The organism is Streptomyces sp. CGMCC 4.7035, from assembly GCF_031583065.1.
GTDB classification, from domain to species: domain Bacteria; phylum Actinomycetota; class Actinomycetes; order Streptomycetales; family Streptomycetaceae; genus Streptomyces; species Streptomyces yaanensis.
This window is the reverse complement of record NZ_CP134053.1, coordinates 4,739,514-4,760,578: the sequence shown is the minus strand read 5'-3', so window position 1 is coordinate 4,760,578 and position 21,065 is coordinate 4,739,514. Positions and strand designations below refer to the sequence as shown.

At 72.3% G+C, this 21,065-nt stretch carries 17 protein-coding genes, 1 tRNA gene and 2 pseudogenes; 9 read left to right on the top strand and 11 right to left on the bottom strand.

Translation table 11 applies throughout. From position 1 onward, the window contains the following. Positions 1 to 184: 184 nt before the first annotated feature. Complete coding sequence (locus Q2K21_RS20460) at positions 185 to 1,912, bottom strand: sigma-54-dependent Fis family transcriptional regulator (protein WP_310772981.1); 1,728 nt, start codon at positions 1,910 to 1,912, stop codon at positions 185 to 187. A gap of 112 nt (positions 1,913 to 2,024) precedes the next feature. On the opposite strand from Q2K21_RS20460, the gene Q2K21_RS20455 reads away from it, so the two are divergent. The 4 genes from Q2K21_RS20455 (at position 2,025) to Q2K21_RS20440 (ending at position 7,320) form a co-directional block, all read left to right on the top strand. Continuing rightward, positions 2,025 to 2,222, top strand: coding sequence for a hypothetical protein (locus Q2K21_RS20455; RefSeq protein WP_310772978.1), 198 nt, complete (start codon positions 2,025 to 2,027; stop codon positions 2,220 to 2,222). Further along, positions 2,219 to 3,307 carry a maleylacetate reductase gene (locus Q2K21_RS20450; RefSeq protein WP_310772975.1) on the top strand — a complete coding sequence of 363 codons (1,089 nt, stop codon included), beginning with the start codon at positions 2,219 to 2,221 and terminating at the stop codon, positions 3,305 to 3,307. Before Q2K21_RS20455 ends, Q2K21_RS20450 begins: the two co-directional genes overlap by 4 nt. Positions 3,308 to 3,501: 194 nt before the next feature. Beyond that, a complete protein-coding gene (locus Q2K21_RS20445) occupies positions 3,502 to 4,416 on the top strand; it encodes a YceI family protein (RefSeq protein ID WP_310772972.1) in 915 nt (304 codons plus the stop codon). Between the two features lie 213 nt (positions 4,417 to 4,629). Next, the gene (locus tag Q2K21_RS20440; protein ID WP_386275857.1) at positions 4,630 to 7,320 is read left to right on the top strand and encodes a LuxR C-terminal-related transcriptional regulator; all 2,691 of its coding nucleotides are present in this window, start codon (positions 4,630 to 4,632) and stop codon (positions 7,318 to 7,320) included. 7 nt (positions 7,321 to 7,327) lie between these two features. Here the strand turns inward: Q2K21_RS20440 and Q2K21_RS20435 are convergent, their stop codons facing one another. The 7 genes from Q2K21_RS20435 to Q2K21_RS20400 all read right to left on the bottom strand — a co-directional run bounded on the left by Q2K21_RS20435 (position 7,328) and on the right by Q2K21_RS20400 (position 13,624). Beyond that, complete coding sequence (locus Q2K21_RS20435; RefSeq protein ID WP_310772966.1) at positions 7,328 to 7,525, bottom strand: hypothetical protein; 198 nt, start codon at positions 7,523 to 7,525, stop codon at positions 7,328 to 7,330. Positions 7,526 to 7,558: 33 nt separating this feature from the next. Beyond that, entirely contained in the window at positions 7,559 to 7,963 is a 405-nt protein-coding gene (locus Q2K21_RS20430) for an SHOCT domain-containing protein (protein WP_310772964.1), read from the bottom strand. Positions 7,964 to 8,186: 223 nt separating this feature from the next. After that, positions 8,187 to 8,819 (bottom strand): GAP family protein, encoded by a 633-nt coding sequence (locus tag Q2K21_RS20425; RefSeq protein WP_310772961.1) that lies wholly within the window; start codon positions 8,817 to 8,819, stop codon positions 8,187 to 8,189. Between the two features lie 16 nt (positions 8,820 to 8,835). After that, a complete protein-coding gene (locus Q2K21_RS20420; RefSeq protein WP_310772958.1) occupies positions 8,836 to 10,215 on the bottom strand; it encodes a hypothetical protein in 1,380 nt (459 codons plus the stop codon). Between the two features lie 123 nt (positions 10,216 to 10,338). Next, entirely contained in the window at positions 10,339 to 10,761 is a 423-nt protein-coding gene (locus tag Q2K21_RS20415; protein ID WP_310772955.1) for a DUF7144 family membrane protein, read from the bottom strand. A gap of 177 nt (positions 10,762 to 10,938) precedes the next feature. After that, positions 10,939 to 12,351, bottom strand: coding sequence for a DUF2252 domain-containing protein (locus tag Q2K21_RS20410; RefSeq protein ID WP_310772952.1), 1,413 nt, complete (start codon positions 12,349 to 12,351; stop codon positions 10,939 to 10,941). A gap of 385 nt (positions 12,352 to 12,736) precedes the next feature. Continuing rightward, positions 12,737 to 13,624 (bottom strand): SDR family NAD(P)-dependent oxidoreductase, encoded by an 888-nt coding sequence (locus Q2K21_RS20400; RefSeq protein WP_310772949.1) that lies wholly within the window; start codon positions 13,622 to 13,624, stop codon positions 12,737 to 12,739. A gap of 70 nt (positions 13,625 to 13,694) precedes the next feature. On the opposite strand from Q2K21_RS20400, the gene Q2K21_RS20395 reads away from it, so the two are divergent. The 3 genes and pseudogenes from Q2K21_RS20395 to Q2K21_RS20385 form a co-directional block, all read left to right on the top strand. Further along, a complete protein-coding gene (locus Q2K21_RS20395) occupies positions 13,695 to 14,618 on the top strand; it encodes a LysR family transcriptional regulator (RefSeq protein WP_310772946.1) in 924 nt (307 codons plus the stop codon). Positions 14,619 to 14,721: 103 nt separating this feature from the next. After that, positions 14,722 to 14,795, top strand: a tRNA-Pro gene (locus tag Q2K21_RS20390). A 281-nt stretch (positions 14,796 to 15,076) separates the two neighbouring features. Further along, positions 15,077 to 15,370: pseudogene (locus tag Q2K21_RS20385) on the top strand (hypothetical protein); the annotation flags it as partial. Positions 15,371 to 15,398: 28 nt separating this feature from the next. Here Q2K21_RS20385 and Q2K21_RS35835 read toward each other — a convergent pair. Next, a pseudogene (locus tag Q2K21_RS35835) lies at positions 15,399 to 15,518 on the bottom strand (helix-turn-helix domain-containing protein); the annotation flags it as partial. A gap of 266 nt (positions 15,519 to 15,784) precedes the next feature. On the opposite strand from Q2K21_RS35835, the gene Q2K21_RS20380 reads away from it, so the two are divergent. After that, positions 15,785 to 16,678: a N,N-dimethylformamidase beta subunit family domain-containing protein gene (locus tag Q2K21_RS20380; protein WP_310772943.1), complete on the top strand. Its 894-nt coding sequence runs from the start codon at positions 15,785 to 15,787 to the stop codon at positions 16,676 to 16,678. Here the strand turns inward: Q2K21_RS20380 and Q2K21_RS20375 are convergent. Beyond that, a complete protein-coding gene (locus tag Q2K21_RS20375; RefSeq protein WP_310772940.1) occupies positions 16,659 to 17,843 on the bottom strand; it encodes a phage baseplate protein in 1,185 nt (394 codons plus the stop codon). The two genes, Q2K21_RS20380 and Q2K21_RS20375, sit on opposite strands and share 20 nt — an antisense overlap. 202 nt (positions 17,844 to 18,045) lie before the next feature. On the opposite strand from Q2K21_RS20375, the gene Q2K21_RS20370 reads away from it, so the two are divergent. Further along, entirely contained in the window at positions 18,046 to 19,863 is a 1,818-nt protein-coding gene (locus Q2K21_RS20370; protein WP_310772937.1) for an ABC transporter ATP-binding protein, read from the top strand. A 93-nt stretch (positions 19,864 to 19,956) separates the two neighbouring features. Here Q2K21_RS20370 and Q2K21_RS20365 read toward each other — a convergent pair whose 3' ends face one another. Next, positions 19,957 to 20,961 carry a helix-turn-helix domain-containing protein gene (locus tag Q2K21_RS20365; RefSeq protein WP_310772934.1) on the bottom strand — a complete coding sequence of 335 codons (1,005 nt, stop codon included), beginning with the start codon at positions 20,959 to 20,961 and terminating at the stop codon, positions 19,957 to 19,959. Positions 20,962 to 21,065 lie beyond the last annotated feature (104 nt).

The following is a 21,065-nucleotide window of genomic DNA, read 5'->3' as shown; positions in this document are numbered from 1 at the left end:
GTGCTGTCGTACGTACGAACCGGGCTTGTTTGTCGGCCTTCCGGTCGTGCGCGAGGGTCCAGGCTCGACGTCCGGTCCCACCCGTACTCGGGCCCACGGGCCGGGCCGGAGGGACCGAGCCTACTGAAGCGGCCGCGCACCGGGGCGACGGGGCTCGTTGCGCCGCGGCACCCCGGCTTCGCGTTCAGCCCCGATAGCCCCGCAGCTTGCGGTACAGCGTCGCCCGGCCGATCCCCAGCGCGGCCGCCGTACGCGCCTTGTTGCCACCGTGGCGGCGCAGCGCCTCCAGGATCGCTTTGCGCTCGGCGTTCTCCATCGGACTGAGGTACCGCGCCGCGGGCCCTTCGCGCACGGCATCCGGCAGCTCGGCCCGCTGGACGGGTCCCGACGCCCGTCGGTGCTCGGCCAACGCGCGGACGGTATGGGCGAATTCGGTGACGTTCCCGGGCCACGGGTACCGCTCCAGCGCGCGCAGGGCGTCGAGCGTCCAGGTCAGCGGAGGCAGCCCAGGTGCGGGCCGCGGCGCCAGGGCCGACAGCAACTCCGGGATGTCCTCAGGGCGTTCGCGCAGGGCGGGCAGGGTGACCGCGCGGGCGGCCAGCGTGTCCAGGAGCCGCTGAAGGCAGGGGCCGGGCGGTGTGCCGGGCGTGTAGGTGACCACCAGCGGCGCGTCCGGGTGTGCGTCCAGCAGCGAGTTGAGCGCGGCCACGCCGGGCTGTGCGAGGCGCTCGGCGTGGCGGAGCAGGAGGGGTCGTCCGTCCGTCAACTCGGCGTAGGCCTGATCGGGCCGACCGTCCTCCGCGGCGTCGACGACCCGTGCGGCATGCTCGCCGAGCAGCTCCCGCGCCAGCGCCGTCTTGCCCGTCCCGCGCTCACCGGTCAGCAGCAGCGGCTCCCGGGAGCGCGCCAGCTCGGCGGCGCGCCCGACGGCGTACCGCCAGGGGACCGAGGAGCCGGCCAGGGAAAGGGGCGGGCACGGCGCGGGCGGTGCGGGGTCGCCCGACGGCTCCAGTTCGGCCACGACCCCGATGACCGCACCCTCATGGCGTACCGGGGTGACCAGCGCGGTGCATCCCGCGCCCTCGGGCAGCACGGCATCGGCAGGGACGTCCCTGTGCCGCAGGGCGACCGCCGCACGCTCCAGGGCCGCCAGCCCCTCCGATGTCAGCATCCGCTCCGCCGTGGCGCTGACCAGTCGGTTGCGGCCGTCCAGTACGGCGACGGCCCGGTCCTGGCCCTGTGCCGCCCGCAGATAGGCGTCGAGCAGTACCCGCTCGGCCCGTCGCGCCCGCGCGAGAAGTTCTGCCTCCACCGCCGTGACGGCGGCCTCGGCGAGCGCCGCGCCCGGATGCGGCGGGCACCCGGCGGGGCACAACTCCGACGCCACGGTCACCGTGCCGAGCGCCTGCCCGGACCCCGGTGCGAGCACCGGGACGCTGACCGCCGAGAGGTTCTGCCACCGGTCGAGGAAGTGCTCCGGACCGTGCACCTCGGCGCGGCGCCGGGTGCGCAGGGCGAGGACCGCGCTGTTGTGGCCCACCTCCTGCTCCGACAGGTCGTGCAACGGCGAGGGGCCGGGGACGTTGCCGGCGGTCCACAGTACGCGCAGTCGCTCGTCGGTGAGGACGAGGACCGACCGGCCGGCGTCGAGGGCGGACGCGATCCGTTCCAGTACAGGGCGGGCTGCGCCGAGCAGGGACGACTCCTCCGGCCGCTCGGGACGGGCGGACCCCTCCGCCAAGTCGTGCGGGACCCCGAAGAACCGCGCGCGCCGCCAGGCGGCGACGACCTCCTCCGGTACGCCCTCGGGCAGGGGACGCCCCGACAGGAACCGCTCACGCGCCAGACGCAGTGGTGCGAGGGCGGGGCCGACGAGGGCGGGGCCGACGGGGGAGGGCTCTGCGGTGGTCATGACACCACCCACCGTAGCGAATGCGGTTGAAGGAACAACAACTGCCGCACCGCGCTGTCCCCGAACGCGGGACCATTGAGGAAGCGGGACGTCGCGACGACGAGGAGCCGGTATGACCACCGAAGCCACCGAAGCCACCGAAGCCACCGAAGCCACCGAAGCCACCGAAGCCACCGAAGCCACCGAAGCGGCCGAGACCTCCGCCATCCGCGATCCGCACGCCTTCGACCCGTGCCCGGTCCGCGAGTCCGGCGTCCCCAAACCGTTCGGGCATGCCCGATTCGACCTCGTACTGGAGCGTGCGTCATGACGTTCTCCACCGACTTCTCCTACGAGACGCGGCCGGTGCGGGTCGTCTTCCGGCCCGGCGCGTCCGTGACCGCGACCCCGGACGAGGCCGAACGCCTCGGTCTGCGACGGCTGCTCGTCGTCTGCGGCAGCCAGGGCGAGTCCGTCGCGCGGACGGTCGCCGACGCGCTCGGCGACTCCTGCGCGGGAGTGCACGCCGAGGCCCGTATGCACGTACCCGTCGAGGTCGCCCATCGGGCCGTCGAGGTGGCGCGGGCGGCCGGGGCCGACGGCTGCGTCGCGGTCGGCGGCGGCTCCGCGATCGGCCTCGGCAAAGCGATCGCGCTGCGCACCGGGCTCCCGCTGATCGCCGTGCCGTCCACCTACTCGGGTTCGGAGATGACCCCGGTCTGGGGCCTGACCGACCACGGGGTCAAGCGCACCGGCCGCGACCCGGTCGTCCAGCCGCGCAGTGTCGTCTACGACCCCGAACTGACCCTCTCCCTCCCGGTACCGCTCACCGTGACCAGCGGCGTCAACGCGCTCGCGCACGCCGTCGAGGCGCTGTACGCGCCGGACACCTCGCCGCTGGTCTCGCTCATGGCGGAAGACGGTGTCAGGGCGATGGCCGAGGCGCTGCCGCTGCTCGTCGCCGACCCGGACGACCTGGAGGCACGCAGCCGTGCCCTGTACGGGGCCTGGCTGTGCGGCACCTGCCTCGGCGCGACCACCATGGGGCTGCACCACAAGCTGTGCCATGTGCTGGGCGGCACGTTCGGGCTGCCGCACGCCGAGACGCACACGGTGGTACTCCCGTACGCCCTCGCGTACAACGCGCCCGCCGCACCGGGGGCGGTGACCGCGGTGCGGCGGGCGCTCGGGGCCGAGGACGCCCCGCGCGCCCTGTGGGAGCTGGCGGGAGGCCTCGGTGCGCCGCGTTCGCTCCGCGAACTCGGCCTGAAGAAAAGCGACTTGCCGACGGCGGCCGCTCAGGTGACGGGCGAGCCGTACGCCAATCCCCGTCCCGTCGCGGCACACGGCGTACTGGGCGTTCTGACGGCCGCGTACGAGGGGCGGGAGCCCGAGTCCGCCGAGGCGCCGCAGTAGGACACCGGGCTGCCGGGGCGGCTCCGGCTCGTCCGGGGCGGACCGTCTCGTGGACTGTCTCGTAATGAGACACCTGCGCGGGAGCTGTCTGCCGGAAGATCGATAACGGGTGTGACCTGTTCAGGTGCGGCCGTTTCGCGTTCTCTCATCCGCTGCTCGCACGGCTGCGCCACCCGTGAAGAAAGGTGTACATCATGGCCCTCGTATTGCTGCGGCGTAGGCGGCCCAAGGGCTTCCCTGCCGAGGCGGCGGGCCTCTCGCTCCCCCTCCCGCCCGGCGCCGGTGGCATGGCCCGCGAGGTCGTCGACCCGATGGGCTCGGCCATGGCCGCCGCGGACGTCACCGTCACCGCGCTCGACACGCACCGCGTGGCGGTCCGCGGCACGACCGACCCGTACGGCTTCTTCCTGGCGGCGCTGCCGCCCGGACGGTACAGCCTGCTGATCGCGGCGGAGGGACTGCAGCCGCACCGTGAGACGGTCGAAGTCCTCGCGGGCGCGGCGGCGGCTCCCGAGCGTGTCTGGCTCCAGCCGGCCCAGACCCTGCAACTGCCGACGCCCGGCCCCTGGCTCTTCGACCCGCCGCACACGGCGATCCGCTTCATCGCCAAACACGTCGGCATGGGCCACGTCCATGGCCGCTTCGAACGCTTCGACGGCGGTATCCAGGTCGCCCAGGACATGACCGATTCCCGCGTCCACGTCCGCATCGACGCGTCCAGCATCAACACAGGCAACACCACCCGTGACAACCACCTGCGCTCCGCGGACTTCCTGGACGTCGAGCGCTTCCCGTACATCGACTTCGCGAGCACGCGCTTCACGTACCGCGGCGGCAGCAAGTGGATGCTCCAGGGTTCCCTGACGATGCACGGCGTGAGCCGCTCCGTGTCACTGGACACGACGTACCTGGGCACCGTGAACGGCGGCTACGGCGAGGAGCTGCGCTGCGCCGCCCTGGCGAAGGCGGAACTGCATCGCGAGGACTACACGCTGAACTGGCGTTCGATGTTGGCCCGGGGCATCGCGGTGGTGGGACCGACGGTGCAGCTGGAACTGGACATACAGGCCATGTACCGGACGCATGACACGCCCACGCCGCCGGAATAGGCCGGGCCGGCGGGACGCGTCGCCGATGTGAGCGGCGGGCGGGGGGACGCGTCGCCGAACGGAGCGGAGGGCGGCAGGACCGGTTGCCGGCGTGAGCGTCGGGCCGGACCACGGCCCGGCGCCTCGCCGTCTCCGTTGCGGCTTTCCGGGCATGGCGTGAAGATCAAAGGGGGACTGTCCGGCTACACGAGCTGGGGTGCTGTGGTGGGTGACATGCCGCGTACGACACCCGGCGGAGACCGGGCCCCGCAGGCGGGACCCGTGGCACCGAACGGCGACCCCGTGCTGGCCGCGCGGTTCAGCGTGCCCGTCCCCCCGAAGACGTATGTGCGCAGGCCGCGTCTGACGGAGCGGCTGCGCCAGGGCGTGGAAGGGCCGGTGACGCTGGTCAACGGGCCCGCGGGAGCCGGCAAGACCCTCCTCGTCGCCGACTGGATCGCCGACGAGGGCCCACCGGGCCGCGTGGCCTGGCTGACGGTGGAGCCCGAGGACAACGGGCCCGGCGTCTTCTGGACCTACGTGCTGGAGTCGCTGCGGCGACACGGGCTCGCGTCCCCAGACGAGATCGGCAGCCCGGCCCGTTCCGGCGAGGTGGACCACTCGCTGCTGACCAGGCTCGCCGCTCAGCTGAGCCGGCGGGCGGAGCCCTTCATCCTCGTCCTCGACGAGTTCGACCGGGTGGCCGCCTCGGCGGACATCGCCGAGGAACTCCAGTTCGTCCTCCGGCACTCGGGCGACGGACTGCGGCTGCTGATCCTCAGCCGCACGGAGCCCCTGCTGCCGCTGCACCGCTACCGGGCCGCCGGTGAGGTCACCGACATCCGCGGCGCCGACCTGGCGTTCCGTCCCGAGGAGACGGCCGAGCTGCTGAGCCGTCACGGCATGCGCCTTTCCGACGAGGGCACGCGGGCGCTGACGGAGCGCACCGGAGGCTGGGCCGCCGGACTGCGACTGTGCCTCCTGGCGGCGCAGGGCGCCGACGAACCGGCGCTCTTCCTCAAGGACTTCGAGGCGGGCCGGAGCACGCTCGCCGACTTCCTGCTCGCCGAGGTGCTCGACACACAGCCGGCCGAGACGCAGGACCTGCTGTTGCGCACGAGCATCCTCGAACAGATCCACCCCGAGCTCGCCAACGCCCTCACGGGCCGTCAGGACGCGGAAGCGATCCTGGCGGCGCTGCACCGCGCGAACGCCTTCGTCGAGGCCATCGGCCACTCCTGGTACCGGCTCCACCCCCTGTTCGCCGAGATCCTCCGGGTTCATCTGCGCGTCCGGCACCCCGGACTCGAACCCGAGCTCCACCGCAGGGCAGCGCGCTGGCTGAGCGAGGCCGGACAACTGGCCGAGGCCCTCCCGCACGCTGCGGACGCGGGCGACTGGGAGCTGGCCGCCACCCGGTTCATCGACGAGCTGGCGATCGGGCGGCTGCTGACCGGACTCGACGCCGAGCGCCTCGACGAACTCTTCTCCCGGATGTCCCCGGACGCCTGCGGAGCGGCCGCGGACCTGGTGCGCGCCGCCCGGGAACTGGCCCGCCACGACCTCGACCGCGGCCTGGACCGGCTGCGCCGCGCCGAGGAGAACCTGCCCACCGACGAGGCACCCGGCTCCGCGGCCCTGCGGCTCAGCTGTGCCCTGCTGCGCGTCCTCGCCGCCAGGATGACCGGTTCGGCGGACCTCGCCGAGGCAGCCGCCGAGGACGTGGCGGCGGCGGAGCGTGCCCTCCCCGCCGAGCGCCTCGCCCAGCACCCGGAACTGCCCGCCCTCATGCTCACGGACCTGGGATCGGCCGAGCTGTGGGCGGGACGGTTCGACGCCGCGCAGTCCGCGCTGTCCGCCGCCGCGAGGGCGGAAGCCGGGCCGGAGACCGCGTTCCCGCGGCACGAGTGCCTCAGCAGGCTGGCCCTGATCGACTTCCTGCACGGTTGGCCGGGCCGCGCCGAGACACACGCCCGGGAGGCGGTCGCCGAGGCGGAGCGCTCAGGTCTGCCACCCGCCGCCCGGACCGGTGTCGCCCAGCTCGTGCTGGCCGCCGTCGCCATCGACCGTGACGACCTCGTCGCGGCACGCACCCACCTCGACCACGCCGCCTCCTCCGCCGTCCCGCGCGATCCCATCGTCACCGCCGGGCTGGCACTGCTGCGTTCCCGCCTTCTGCTCGCCCGGGGCCACCCGCGCGCGGCCCTGCGGCTCCTGGAGGAACTGGGGCAACCGCCCGCCGTCGTCGAGCCCTCGCCCTGGGTGAACGACCGAACGGCCCTGGGGATGTCCCACGCGTACCTGGCCGACGGCCGTCCGCAGGCCGCGCGGCAGGTACTCGAGGACGAAGGGGCCACCTCCCCGGAGAACGTGGTGGCCGCGGCTCGCGCCCGGCTGGCCACCGGCGAGGGCGAAGCGGCACTCGACCTGCTCACGGCGCTCCCCACCGGGCACGGCGAGGGGCCGGCCATCACGGTACGGGCACTGCTGGCGCGGGCGCAGACCGCCGACGCACTGGGCGACGGGCCCGAGGCCCAGCGCCTCGTCGCACGGGCCCTGTCCGTGGCCCGGCCGGAGCGTCTGCGACGGCCGTTCCTGGAGTCCGGCCCCTGGCTGCGAAGGCTGGCACGCCGTCGGCCGGACCTGGCGCAGGGGCACGACTGGCTGCCGGCCTCGCTGGTCGGGAACGCCCCGGCGGCGGGCGCGCCCGACTGCGGTCCCGCGCCGGTGACCGAGCCGCTCAGCGAGCGTGAGCAGGAGGTCCTGGAACGGCTGGCGCAGATGATGTCGACGGAGGAGATCGCCGCCGATCTGTATCTGTCGGTGAACACCGTCAAGACCCACCTGAAGAGCCTCTACCGCAAGCTCGCGGCCACCCGACGGGGCGAGGCGGTGCGCAGGGCCCGGGAGCTGCACCTTCTGTGAGGCGCGCTCACTCGGGCAGGCGCCGCATCTCCACCACGTGCAACCCCATGGATCGGCAGCGCGCCAGCAGGCCGTACAGCTGCGCCTCGTCGGTGACCTGGCCGAACAGCACGGTCTGGTGGGGCACGACGAAGCTCTCCAGTTCCGGGAACGCCTTGGTGAGCGTCTCCGACATCTGACCGTCGACGCGGATCTCGTAGTGCATGAGCACGCTTCCTTCGCGGTACCCCGGGTCCGCTCAGGCGGCGAGAACCTTGGCCTTCGCCGTCTCGTACTCCGCGTCGGTGATGTCGCCGTGGTCGTGCAGGCCGGCCAGTTTGGCCAGCTGGTCCGCCTTGGTCGGGCCCGTCGTGGGGGTACCGGCCGCCGCCTCCTGGACGTAGGCACGGAACGCCTGCTCCTGGGCCTGGGCCCGCTGCACGGCGCGCTCGCCCATGCCCCGGCCACGGGCGATCAGGTAGACGAGGATGCCCACGAAGGGCAGCACGCAGACGAACAGCGTCCAGCCCGCCTTGGCCCAGCCGCCCAGGCTGTCGTCCTGGAAGACGTCGAAGACGACCCTGAACAGCAGCATGAACCACATGACCCACAGGAAGAACCACAGCATCGTGAGAAACGCGTTGAGGAGGGGGTAATCGGACACGATGGCCTCCGGTCGCCGGCCCACCGCCCGGCGACCGGGACGGGGGAGTGGTCCTGACCACTCCACGATGCGGCCGGGCCGAGCCCCGGGGATCACCCGGTGCGGGTGGTGCGCGCAGCACGGGCGGTGGGTGTGCGGGGTGTGCCCCGACGGAGCGCGGGTGACTGCTCGGTGCGACTCCTCGGGTGCGATTCCTCAGGTGCGACTCCTCGGGTGCGACTCCTCAGGTGAGGATGAGCACGATGAAGATGACGCAGACCACGATGTTGACCAGCCAACTGTTCGCGTTCATCCAGTCCCGCACGCGCGGCATGGCCGCCTCCGCCCGTCGCCGGAACAGCAGGTAGGCGAGCAGCGGCAGCGCGGCGATCAGCACGGTCAGCGCGATGAAGGGCAGGGCCGCCGCGAAGCTCCCCCCGGTCTGCTCCAGATGGACGCCGACGGTCGCCATCACGATGAGGTCCGACGGCATCAGCAGGATGATCAGCAGGCCGACCCTGAAGGCGCGTCCCGGTGTCGCGGACATCAGTGTCCCCAGCCACGCGGGCGGCTCGATCGTCTCCCGCCCCACCCAGTTCTTGACCGCCGCGGCGGCGAGCAGGCCGACCAGCACGTACTGGATGATCAGCCCGAGGGAGCCGTCCTGGGAGGGGTCGCCCAGGTCGACCGCCGAACCGAGAAGGGCGGCCAGACCGCGCATGATCGCGACGCCCGCCGTCGTGGCGACGGCGACGCCGAGGAGGAACGCGAGCGAGACGCGCACCGCTTCGCGCACCGTCACGAGGACGACCGCGGACATGATCTGCGGCCCCACCATCATCGTGACGGCGAGCGGCAGGATTTTCAGGCTGTCCATGACCGTACCGCCGTTGTCAGCTCTCGTCCGGGCCTTCGTCCGGGCCTTCGTCCGGGCCTTCGACCGGCCGGCCGGTCGAAGGCCGCTCCGCGTCGAGCGTGGCCCTTCCGCTCGCGGCCAGCAACGCGAGCAGGGCCAGGACGGCGAGCAGGACGAGGACCAGGAGCACGACCGTGAGCACCGTGGGGTGGTTCCACAGCGCGAAGACCAGGGCTACGACCAGCAGTGCGGCCAGCGTCATCCACCGGCGGTGCGCCTGCGTCCAGGTTCCGGCCCGTCCGGTGTGGACATGGTGCGCGTACGCCCAGGTGGCCGTGGAGTCCGCGGTGCGCTCGGACGCGCCCCGGACCGCGACGGGCAACCGCCCCGGGCCGATCAGATAGACGCCGAGGGCGATCACGACGCCCAGCACGATCGCCGTGCGCAGGCTGACCCGGAGGAAGCGCAGCAGCGTGTCGAAGACGGCCGCGGCGGCGGCCTTCGACTGCACCTGTGACGGGAGGTGGTCCAGGTAGTAGCGGCGTGCCACGACCAGGCCGATGGCCACGACCAGACAGGCGAAGGCCGCCCCCAGCGCGGTACGGGCGAGGGCGCGCCGCCGGTTGTGGGCCAGCAGTACTCCGCCGGCCCCGATCAGGACGACCAGCACGGGGAGCCAGTCGCCGACCACGTCCAGCAGGTGTGCGCCTCTGCGGAGCTTGGCGAGCTCGTCGGAGTGGAAGAGCACCATCTGTTTGTTGACGTCGGGGATGTGGGCGGCAGGAGACAGCCCCGCGTCCACCAGCTCCTTCTTGACCCGCTCGACGGCGACGCCGATGTCGAGAGTCACCGTGCCGTCGCTGACGCCGACGGCTCCACGCCCCTTCCCGGTGAGCGCGTGCACGACGGCGTTGTGGGCGATCCGGTTGGAGTCCGTCCACACCGTCGCGAAGACACCGCTGTGCACCACACGGGTGGCGACCTTGGTCACCGCGTCGTCGACGGCGGAGTCGATCTGCGGGCCCAGGCTCCGCAGGGCGGCGGCGGCCCGTGGCGGCAGCCCCTGGGACTGCAGCCACGAGGCGATGTCCGCCGCGGCCCGGGGCCCGTCGACGCGCACGCCCACGGCCTCGGTGATCCGGTGGACCGCCGCGTCCTGGATCGCCGGCTCGGTGGCCAGCGGTGCGACCGTCGACACGTACCGGTCGGTGTCGAGCGCGATGTCGTGCACCCACACGGTCAGCAGCGCGACCGGTACCAGCAGGCAGGCCAGCACGGTCAGCACCGCCGAAGCCGTGCTCCGCGCGATCCACGCCGGGCCGTGCCCCCCGCCGCGCTCCGGCCGGGCACCGGCGGTGGCAACGCCCTCCCCCTCGCCCGGTGGCTCGGGGGAGCGGGAGTCGTGCGCGGCGCTCATGGGGCCTCCGGCTCCTCGGGGATCCGTTACCCCCATTCCTGCCGCGCGCCGGGCGCTCGGCACGCCGGGAGGGTCCGTACGGGCGAACCCGGCCCTGCCCGACGCGGGAGGGCGTGCTTCGCGCTACCGCGGAACCGTCTCCCTCGGGCTCACGCACAGGGCCCAGATGATGAACCCGTACAGCGCGATCAGGGTGAGTGACCACACGGGGTAGTACGGGATGGACAGGAAGTTGGTGATGATCAGCAGGGAGGCGATGGCCACCCCGAGGACCTTCGCCCAGGTGGCCGCCACGAACAGGCCGATGCTCACCGCCACGGCGAGCGCCCCGAGGACCAGGTGGACCCAGCCCCAGCCCGTCAGGTCGAACCTGAAGACGTAGTTGCGGGTGGAGAGGAAGACAGCGTCCTGGGCGATCGCCATGATGCCCCGGAAGACGTCGAGGACGCCGGAGATGAAGAGCATCACGGCGGCGAAGAGGGTCAGGCCGGTTGCGGCCGCCATGGCGCCGGCCGAGCGGCCGTGCGACGGAGCGGTGCTGACCATGACGGGACCTCCATTCGTGACGGCTGCTGCTCACAGCCACTCATCAGTGAGCCTCCGCCCCTCGGGCCCCGGGTTCCTCACCCGGGGAGGGTGAGGGCGCCGCCGGCCGTGCGCCGGTGTACTGGGAACGGCATTCCAGGGCCCGGGTTGCCGAGGACCCGGGACCGCCCCGGGATGTCAGGCCGCCGGATCGGTCCGGGCCGTGACCCGGCCGGACGCCACCGCCTCCACCAGTGCCCGGTGGTCGCGTTCGTTCTGGTCGGCGTAGGCGTGCGCGAACGTGGCCACGGCCCGGTCGAAGCGGTCGCCGCCGCCGAGATAGGCCGCGAGCGCGATCGGGTCGCCGGAACGGGCGTGGGCCCGGGCCAGTGAGGCGCCGCAGAGCCGGCCGAAGAGCGCGAGTTCCTCCGGGTCCATCGTCTCGGGGCGCGCGATTCCCTTCCAGTCCCGCAACTGGCGGACATAGAAGTCGCGCTGCCGGCCGTCGAAGCCGACGGCCCTCTCCCAGCCGAGGAAGACGTCGCTGGCCGCCTGCATGAGCCGCTGCCCGGCCACGACACGCCGGCCCTGATCCTCCTGCGGTTCCGCGTCGGCGTAGGGAGCCAGGACCGACTCGCCGGCCTCCTTGGCCTGGAGCAGCAGCGGGTCCTCCTGGTCCCTGCCCAGCAGCAGCACGATCCAGCACCGCGTACCGACGCTGCCGACCCCGACGACCTTGCGCGCCAGGTCGACCACGTGGAACCGCCCCAGCAGGTGCCGCCGCTCGGACGACAGCGTCCGCGCATAGTTTTCGATCAACCCGCGCAGGGTGTTTTCCAGCTCGTCCCGTTCCGCACCGGCGGACAGTTCGTCGAGCGGGGTGATCAGCGGCGGATCCGAGACGATCCGGGGCACGCCGTCGACCAGCCGGGTGAGCTTCCCCGCCGCCTGTAGACCTGTTCGCCCGTATGCCTGGGCCGACGCCCGGGAAACCCGCCGACGGACGTTCTTGTCCAGCGGCTGGGCCAGCAGCGCCCCGAACTGACTGGCGTCGTCCCGTGCGTACCAGATGTCGAGCGTCCGCATCCCCGCGAACGCGCGCATCCGCTCGCGGTAGGCCCGCACGCTGCCACGCACGATCGCGGCGCACTCCTGTGGCGTGAACGAGTTGGCGCGGCCGGCGATCACCAGGCTCGTGGCGAGGCGCTTGACATCCCACTCGAACGGGCCCGGCAGTGTCTCGTCGAAGTCGTTGATGTCGAAGATCAGATGCCGCTCGGGTGAGGCGAGGAGCCGGAAGTTCAGCAGGTGCGCGTCACCGCACAGCTGGACGGTGAGGCCGGTGTGCGGGGCGGCGCCGAGGTCGCAGGCCATGACGGCGGCGGCACCCCGGTAGAACCGGAAGGGCGATTCGAGCATCCGCCCGTACCGGACCGGCACCAGCTCCGGTACGCGGGCGGCGGACTGCCGCTCGATGATGTCGACGGGGTCCGGCCGCTTCCCGTCCGGCACGAAGGCGGCATGGGCGGAACGTGGTACGCGGGCACGGACCGCCCTGCCGCGCGCCGCACGTTCGGTGGGCGGCAGAGAGGTGTCGTCGAGGGTAGGCATGACCGGACCTCCTTACCCGCATGGTCACCGCTTCGGGCCCGCGCGGAATCACCTGAGGCAGGTGAAGCGGTCGACCACGACGGCGCCCGCCGCCGGTCACGGCGCTTCTGCCGGCGCCGCCACCGAGCCGACCGCCGACGGCCGGGCCGCCAGGCCTGGACATCGTCTGGCGGACCCGGCGGACCGGCGGACCCGGCGGACCCGGCGGACCCGGCGGACCCGGCGGACCAAGAGGACCCGGCGGGCCCTGGACGAAGGACGGCCACGCCCGTGTGCGTCTGGAAGACGGTGACGGCGTGCTCGTGATCGATCCGGGCACCCTGTCCGAGGCGGAAGCGCCGGCCGGTGCCACCGCCGTACTCATCACCCGCGAAGACGCCGACGGCTAATTGACGAGCAGGCCGTCAGGAAGCTGCGGCGGCGTGCCGTCGTGCCAGTCCAACACCCGTCCGAACCGGACGAGTTCGCCGTACGTCGCCGGGTCCACCCGCTCGGTGAGCAGCAGGTCGAGTACGGCGGTCGCCGCCTGCGCCGGTGTCTGGGCCCCGCTGAAGTCGGTGAACCACGGCCGGGAGAGGGCCGTGTCGATCAGCCCGGGGCAGACGCAGGCGATCAGCCGGTCCGCCGGCAGGTCGGTGTCCCGGCGCTCGGCCGCCACCGCACGGACGGCTGCCACCTGGGCGACCTTGGACGGCACGTTGATCCAGCGCGGCCAGCCCAGTTCCTCGGCCGTACCCGTGTGCAGGGCCGTGCGCCACGACTCGACCGCCTTCTCCACCTCGTCGAGCGAGGCACCGTCGAACAGGGGTTGCAGCCGCGGATCGAGATGCCCGAGGGTGCCCAGGGAGCTGGCGACGACCAGCAGCCGCCCTCCCGCGCGCAGCACCGGCGCGAACGAGCGCAGTACGGCGAGCGCGCCGCCGTTGGCGACATCGATGAAGTCGTCCGCCTGTGCCGACTGCGACCGGTCGGGCGTGAGCATGGCGCTCGCGTTGGACACCACGAAGTCCACCCCGCCGTACTGGTCGTGGAGTTCGGCCGCCAGCCGGGCCACGGCGTCGGCATCGGTGACGTCGAGCACCCGGCCCGCCACCCGGCTCCGGGTGGCGGGGTCCGCGGCGACGTGCGCGACGGCGCCCGCGACCCGCTCGGCGTTGCGGCCGGTGAGCAGGACCAGGTCGTCGGGGCCGAGACGGGCGGCGAGCCCCTCGACGAGGCCGCGGCCCAGTCCTTGGTTGGCGCCGGTGACGAGAGCGATGCGTGCAGAAGTCATGTCTCCACGCTAGGAACGGTCCGAGCATGAGTCCAACGAAAGTCGCGCACATCTGGTATGCGTAAAACTCATGGACTTCACCGATGTCTCGCTGGTCGAGTTGCGCGTGTTCCGCGAGGTCGCCGAGCGCGGCACGCTGACCGCGGCGGCCACGGCCCTCGGCTACACCCAGTCCGCCGTGTCCCGGCAGATCGCCTCCCTCGAACGGGCCGCGCAGGCGCCGCTGTTGGAACGCCGCAGGGACGGAGTACGGCTGACCGCCGCCGGCCATGTCGTCCTGCGGCGCGCGGCGACCGTGCTCGACGAGATCGACGCCACCGCACGCGAACTCGCCGGGCTGCCCGCCGAGGGCGGCACCGTGCGGCTGGGCTGGTTCGCCAGCGCGGGCGCCGTTCTGCTGCCCCGGGCGATCGCCGCGCTGCGCCGCACCCACCCGGCCATCACGGTCGCCACCCGCGAGGGCAGCACCCCCGCACTCGTACGGGCCCTGCGCGCCGGCACGCTGGACCTCGCACTGTTGGCCATGGAACCGCCGTACCGCCCCTTCGACACGGAGTCCCCCTCGCTCGCCGTGCAGACGCTGACCGAACGCAGCCTGCTGCTCGCGGTGCCCACCACCCACCCCTTCGCCCGCGCCGACTCGGTCGACGTCGCCGACCTGCGCGGCCAGCGCTGGATCGCGGCTCCCTCGTCCGGCAAGGAGAAACTGCTCGGCGTGTGGCCGGGCCTGGACGAGCGGCCTCAGATCGCGCACACGGCCCGCGACTGGCTGGCCAAGCTGCACCTCGTCGCGGCCGGCTGCGGTCTGACCACGATCCCGTCCGCGCTCGCCGCCGCGGCACCTCCGGGCGTACGGCTCGTGTCCGTGCGCGGCGGCCCCCAGGAACTGCGCCGCCTGGTCCTGGCCCGCCTCCCGCACCCCCTGCCGGAACCGGCGGCCCGCCTGGCAGAGGCACTGCACGCGGCGGCGACCGACGCCGGCGCCGTACCGTAGCCCGTGTTCCCCGGCGGCCCCGCCGACGCCAGGGTGAGGCTGCCTCAGGAGTGTGCGGTAGGGTTTACCTGCGTGATCACGCGGAACGCCGCGGGAGACGCATCGGGACGTGGCGCAGCTTGGTAGCGCACTTGACTGGGGGTCAAGGGGTCGCAGGTTCAAATCCTGTCGTCCCGACGGTGAACACGCAGGTCAGAGGGGTCCTACGGGCCCCTCTTGATCGTTTCTGGGACTGGCGTCTCACCATTTCTCACAGAGGTCAGCCGAGCAGTTCCGCCGGCTTCTCCGAATCCGCTTCACGACTGCGGATCGGGGTGCTCGGCGCCCGGCGTACGGCTGCCGATGCGGTTGATTACGGCTCTGCGCTGCTGAAGAAGCACGGCAGGGTGGCGGCGTACCGTGACAGCGTGGCAAACGAAGACCTGGGACGGACCCTGGGTCGGGTGCGCCGTCTGGCGCACCCGCAAGATGCCTTGGCGTTGGCCAAAGGGATGCGACTGAGCAAGGACACCCCTCCGTCGTGGCGGACGTGGCTGCTGCTGGACGTGGCACGGGCCCACACGGACATCGGGGATGCTGCCGGGGCCGTAAAGACTCTGGAGTCCCTGCGCCGGGTGGCGCCGACGTGGATACAGCACCACACGTTGGCCGTGGCCATCGTGCGCGACCTGTGGGCGCTCCCCAATCATCCGCCGGGACTCCGACCGTTGATGGGCAAGACTGACCTTCAGCCCGTCGTCGGTCCGCATTGAACGCGTCCGGCTCGCAGTCCAGTACGGGTGCCGAGTGCTTCCGTCGCTGTTCGAGCTGGCGGATCACATCGACGGACACGCCTGAGCGCTCGGCCAGCTCTTCTTGCGTCACTCGACCGGGAACTCGAACGGCTGTAGGTAGCGGCAGGGCCGGCCCACGAGGTCGCTGGGGACCACACGGCCGCCGAAGGTCGCACCGACCGGTCAACCGGCCGACGCCCCTGCGGACAGGCTCCGCGCGCCCGGCAGTGTGGCGCAGTCGCGCGGTCTTCAACTCCGGTCCGTGCAGTGCGGGTTCCATGTTCCGTGTCGCTGTGTTCGGCGAGCGAAGCCGCATATCTCGGAGAGCTCGAACGCCGGTGATGATCACCGTACGATGATCGCTCCATGACAACCAGCCCCGGAGGTCGACCCATGTCGGAGATGTCCCGTCGTACGGTGCTGCGCGCCGCCGGAGCCGGAGCCGTCGTCATCGCGGGAGTCCAGTGGACGGCGGCCGGGGTCGCGGAGGCGCGGCCTCTTACCGCTCACCGGACCGGCGACAACCCCGTGGTGCGGGAGAACCGGGCCCCGGGCTCCGATGCGTGGGGCGTCGGTCACGGTGAGAGCCGCGGGGTGGATCCGAAGCGGCCCGAGATCCAGGGGTACGCGGCGGCGGCCTCCGTCGCCCCCGGCGAGACCCTCGGACTGCACCTCTCCTCCCGCACGGCCCGTAGCTGCACGGTGGAGATCTACCGTCTCGGCCACTACGACGGCGTGCGCGCCCGCCACCTGCTCACCGCCACCGACGTCCCGGTCGGCCGGGCGTGGAGGGTGACGGTCCCCGACACCTGGGTGTCCGGCATCTTCCTCGCCGTCCTCACCACCGGCGACGGCCACCGGGCCTACGCCCCCTTCGTCGTCCGTGAGCCGGCCCGCCCCTCCGACCTCCTGGTGGTCGTGTCGCTGAGCACGGCCCACGGCCCGTATGCCGGCCTCGGTATGCCCGAGGGCTTCGGCACGGACACGAGCGCGTCCCGGTGGCTGGAGGAGGCCGGCTACGACGTCACGTACGCGACCGAACAGGACCTGCACGAGGGGCGAGTCGACCCCGCCCGGTACACCGCGGTCGTCCTTCCGGGTGCCGCCGGGGACACCCGCTGGTCGCGGAAGACCCGCGCCGTGGTGGACCGCGCGCCCGAACGCGCGGTCCTGCCCCGGCCGTTCGCGCTGAGCGAGCCCGGCCGCGCCGACGACGAGGTACGGCGGGCAGCGGCCGAGCGGCTCGACCGCATCCTGGCGGCCCCGGTCAGCACACCCAGAAGCTGACGTCCCCGCCGATCCAGCCGACCAGGGTCCGCTCGTCCCAGACGCTCACCTTGCCGTCGGTCGTGACCTCGAACCGCACGGCCATCGTGTCCGCCGTGACGGCCGCCCCGCTCACCACACCGAGCAGGCGCTGCGTCCGGTCGGGCCGGGCCCGCAGAGGCAGCTGGAAGAGCGTCTCGCCCTGCGCCCAGGCGGTGCCGTCCACCTTGGACAGCGAGAAGTGCAGGAAGACCTGGTCGCCGGCGAGCCGGTACTGGGGGATGTAGTTGTCGCTGTTCGGCTTGTAGAGCGTGGTGCTGTACGGGATCGGCACCCACGGGTTCGTGCCGGGGTGCGGGAAGCGCGCGAGGTTGAGCTGCCGCACCCCCGCGTCGGTCCGTGCGGGGATGCCGAAGGCCACGGTCGCGGCCGGGTCGTCCGGGCTGTTCTGGAAGACGCATATGCCCTCGGCCTCCCGGTAGGGCAGGCCGGCGAAGGCGGTGATGTGCTGCGACTGGAGCACCGTCCCGGAGGCCCAGTCCATGCACGTCACCGTCACGTTGTCCTGGTTCTGGTCGCCGTACAGGTGGTACACGTAGTCGCCCAGACTCGTGTACCCCTGGAGGGTCTTGCCGGAGGCGCCGTACGACATCGTCTGCAGCCGAGTGAACGTTCCGGCAGCGGCGGCGGCCAGGTCGTAGCGGTCGATGCCGCCGGTCGCCTGAGGGGAGGCGACATCGTTCGACTGCCAGCGGAAGATCAGCTGCCGCCGGGTCGGGTCGATCGTCGCCGACACCCGGTACACCCCCGTGCGCGGGGTGCGGACCACGGACGCGTCAGAGGCGTCGGCAGTGCCGTTCGCCACGTACGGGATCCGGGCGACGGCCGTGGCCCAGCCACCGCTCGGCACGGCGTCGGTCCAGAGGTAGATCCCGGTGGCGTCGCGCTCCACCCCCAGGTTCGCCCCGTGTCCGGCCCGGCCGATGGACATCTTGTCCACCAGGGCCCCATCGGCGGTGAGCCGCGAGACGGTGACGCGGTACAGGTCCTCCGGCGTGCTGTCGGGCTGGCACACGTACCAGTACTGGTCCACGGACTCCCAGTACACCGACTGCGCGACGCTGGCGGCGGAGGCGAGGGTGGCGCCCGCGAGGAGAGGGGGTGTGACGGCGGCGAGCTTGATCAAGTGACAACTCCTCAGGAGTAACGGAAAGTTCGAGACTAAGGGCTGCCCAGTGAGCGGACTTCAGTGGGTGCGACAGGACAGTGAACCGCGCGGCAGTGTGTGGGGTGCGCCGTCGGCCGAGAAAAACGCTTGGACTCCGCGGGCGGCATCGCGGGAGACTGCGTCGTGACGGAATGCGTTTACACGACAACACAGGGTCGCGATGGGATCGCCTGAATCACGCAAGGCCTTGCCGCGCAGGGGCTCGGTGCTCCTCGCACTTCGTTACTACGGACGGGAGCTGGCCCGGCTCCGGCGCCTGACGGTGCCCGCGATGCTGCTGCCGGCGCTGGGCAACATCGGCATCAACTACCTCGCACCGCTGATCGTCGCGAAGCTCGTCGGCCGCGTCGCCGGCGACACTGGTGTCACCGTCGACTCGACGCTGCCCTACGTCCTCGGCTTCGCCGGCGTCCTGCTGCTCGCGGAGGCGGTGTGGCGCATCGGCCTGCACTGCATGAACCGGCTCGACGCCCTCGGCATCGAGCAGTTGTACGTGATCGGCATGGACGAACTGTTCGCCAAGGACGCCGCGTTCTTCCACGACAACTTCGCCGGATCGCTGACCAAGCGGGTCCTGAGCTTCGCCTCCCGCTTTGAGGAGTTCGTCGACACGCTGACGTTCCAGGTCGTGGGCAGCTTCGTACCGCTGTTGTTCGGTTCGGTGGTGCTGTGGCGTTACGAACCGCTGCTCGTGGTCGGGCTGTTGGTGATGATCGCGCTGACGGCGCTGTGCGTGGTGCCCCTGATCCGTCGCCGCCAGGCGCTCGTCGACCAGCGCGAGGAGGCCATCGCGCGGGTGTCGGGCCACGTGGCCGACAGCCTGATGAACATGGACACGGTCCGGGCCTTCGCCGCCGAGGAACGCGAGGCCGCCGAGCACCGCTCCCGCGTCGCGGAGTCGCGGCGGCTCATGCTGCGTTCATGGGACTACGGCAACCTGCGCATCGACACACTCGTCGCGCCGATGTCCGTGCTGACCAACGCGCTGGGCCTGCTGCTCGCGGTCGCGCTCGGCGGGGGCAGCCACGGGGTGGAGGCGATCGTGGTCGCCTTCACCTACTACAGCAACGCCACACGGATCATGTTCGAGTTCAACCAGATCTACCGCCGTCTGGAGAGCTCGATGACGGAGGCGGCGCAGTTCACCGAACTGCTGCTGACGCCCCCGACCGTGCTCGACCCGACGCCGGCGGAACCGCTGCTGCCCGGGGCCGCCGACGTCCGCTTCGACCGGGTGACCTTCGCCCACGCGGGCGCGGAGCCGCTCTTCGAGGGCCTCGACCTGACCGTGCCCAGCGGGGCGAAGATCGGTCTCGTCGGCCGGTCCGGCGGCGGCAAGACCACGCTCAGCCGGCTGCTGCTGCGGATGACGGACATCGACGCCGGCCGGATCCTGATCGGGGGTCAGGACATCAGCAGACTGCGCCAGGCCGACCTGCGCAGCCTGATCGCCTACGTGCCGCAGGACCCGGCGATGTTCCACCGCACGCTGCGGGAGAACATCGCGTTCGCCCGGCCGGGCGCCACCGACGCCGAGATCCGCCGTGCGGCGGAGGCGGCGCACGTCACGGAGTTCGCCGACGCACTGCCGGAGGGCTTCGACACCATGGTGGGCGAGCGCGGTGTCAAGCTGTCCGGCGGACAGCGCCAGCGGGTCGCGCTCGCCAGGGCGATCCTGCGCGACGCGCCGATCCTGCTCCTCGACGAGGCGACCAGCGCCCTGGACTCCGAGAGCGAGATCCTCGTCCAGGAGGCGCTGTGGCAGCTCATGGAAGGGCGGACGGCGCTTGTGGTGGCGCACCGGCTGAGCACGGTCGCCGGCATGGACCGGCTCGTCGTCCTCGACCGCGGACGCATCGTCGAGCAGGGCACGCACCAGGAGCTGCTCGCGTCGGACGGCGCCTACGCGAAGCTGTGGCAGCACCAGTCGGGCGGCTTCCTGGACGACAGGCCCGCGCGCGCCGACCTCCCACACTGAACGGAAGAGGTCTTGTGGCCCCGGGTTGACCACCCGGGCGCGCCCCTTCGGTCCACTCGCCGAGGGCGTACGCGCATGCACGGCGACCGTTCGTCACAGCCACCCGCGGCGAGCCGCATGCCAGGCGAGTTGCATCCGGGTCGCCGCGCCGGCGAGTTCCATCATGTGCTGGACACGGCGCTGCACCGTGCGACGGCTCAAGCCCATCTGGGTGGCGATCGCCTTGTCGGCCACGCCCGCCACCAGCAGGGCCAGCAGCCGCCGGTCGGTGGCCGACAGCGGGTCCGGTCCTGCGGCCCCGTCCGTGCCGGAGACCGCACCGGCCTCGTCGTCGTTCAGCGGGACGGCGTCCTCCCAGTAGCGTTCGAAGAGGGCGACCAGGGCGGCCAGCAGGTTGCTGTCGCGCACCAGTGCGGTGGTGGGCTCGTCCGGGCTGCCGTTCGGTCCGCCCGGCACCAGCGGGAAGATGGCGATCGACCGGTCCGCGATCGCGAGGCGCAGCGGCAGCTCGGGTACCGCGCGGGCCATCTCCCCGGCGCGTATGCCCGCCACCACGTTGTCCATGGCGCCCTCGTCGTCGAAGAACGCCTTCTCGTACAGGACCCGGTAGCGCACCCCGCGCGCCAGGGCCTCGAACTCCGCCGTGTTGCTGCCGGACGGCATGGCCACGTACTGGGCCTTGCAGAACCAGAGCATCTCGTCGTGCACGCTCGCCTGGATCTGGCGCAGATGCTGGCGCAGCGCCTCGGCGCCGGAGATGACCTCGATCAGCTGGCCCGCGTCCTGCCGGCGCATGGTGTCCCGGTAGGCCTCCAGCAGACTGGTGGCCTCGGCCCTGGCGAGGTCCAGCGCGTCGGCGCTGCGCTTCAGCCGTGGCAGGAGCGCCACATCGGGGGGAGTGGCCCGGAAGTACCGAGGTGTTCCGTCGGTGTGGCTGGCCATGCCCAGGGAGGTCAGCGCATTCAGGACGCGGGCGGCCTCCGCCCCGTCCAGTCCGGTCCGCCGGGCGACGTCGTCGGCACAGACCCGCCCCGACGTCACGAGCAGTCGGTATACGGACTCCTCGACATCCGAGACCCCAGCAGCCTCCAGCGCCACGGCGCCCTCCCCGAGACCGGCGGCTTCAATGTTGAATACCGTACTGCATGGGGTGGACGGACGATGCGGTGGCGGGCAGGCGGTCATGCCGCGCACCCACCACC

Coding starts and splice junctions, on each gene's coding strand:
- Q2K21_RS20460 (WP_310772981.1), bottom strand. CDS start 1,912: ATGACCACCGCAGAGCCCTCCCCCGTCGGCCCCGCCCTCGTCGGCCCC.
- Q2K21_RS20455 (WP_310772978.1), top strand. CDS start 2,025: ATGACCACCGAAGCCACCGAAGCCACCGAAGCCACCGAAGCCACCGAA.
- Q2K21_RS20450 (WP_310772975.1), top strand. CDS start 2,219: ATGACGTTCTCCACCGACTTCTCCTACGAGACGCGGCCGGTGCGGGTC.
- Q2K21_RS20445 (WP_310772972.1), top strand. CDS start 3,502: ATGGCCCTCGTATTGCTGCGGCGTAGGCGGCCCAAGGGCTTCCCTGCC.
- Q2K21_RS20440 (WP_386275857.1), top strand. CDS start 4,630: ATGCCGCGTACGACACCCGGCGGAGACCGGGCCCCGCAGGCGGGACCC.
- Q2K21_RS20435 (WP_310772966.1), bottom strand. CDS start 7,525: ATGCACTACGAGATCCGCGTCGACGGTCAGATGTCGGAGACGCTCACC.
- Q2K21_RS20425 (WP_310772961.1), bottom strand. CDS start 8,819: ATGGACAGCCTGAAAATCCTGCCGCTCGCCGTCACGATGATGGTGGGG.
- Q2K21_RS20420 (WP_310772958.1), bottom strand. CDS start 10,215: ATGAGCGCCGCGCACGACTCCCGCTCCCCCGAGCCACCGGGCGAGGGG.
- Q2K21_RS20415 (WP_310772955.1), bottom strand. CDS start 10,761: ATGGTCAGCACCGCTCCGTCGCACGGCCGCTCGGCCGGCGCCATGGCG.
- Q2K21_RS20410 (WP_310772952.1), bottom strand. CDS start 12,351: ATGCCTACCCTCGACGACACCTCTCTGCCGCCCACCGAACGTGCGGCG.
- Q2K21_RS20400 (WP_310772949.1), bottom strand. CDS start 13,624: ATGACTTCTGCACGCATCGCTCTCGTCACCGGCGCCAACCAAGGACTG.
- Q2K21_RS20395 (WP_310772946.1), top strand. CDS start 13,695: ATGGACTTCACCGATGTCTCGCTGGTCGAGTTGCGCGTGTTCCGCGAG.
- Q2K21_RS20380 (WP_310772943.1), top strand. CDS start 15,785: ATGTCGGAGATGTCCCGTCGTACGGTGCTGCGCGCCGCCGGAGCCGGA.
- Q2K21_RS20370 (WP_310772937.1), top strand. CDS start 18,046: ATGGGATCGCCTGAATCACGCAAGGCCTTGCCGCGCAGGGGCTCGGTG.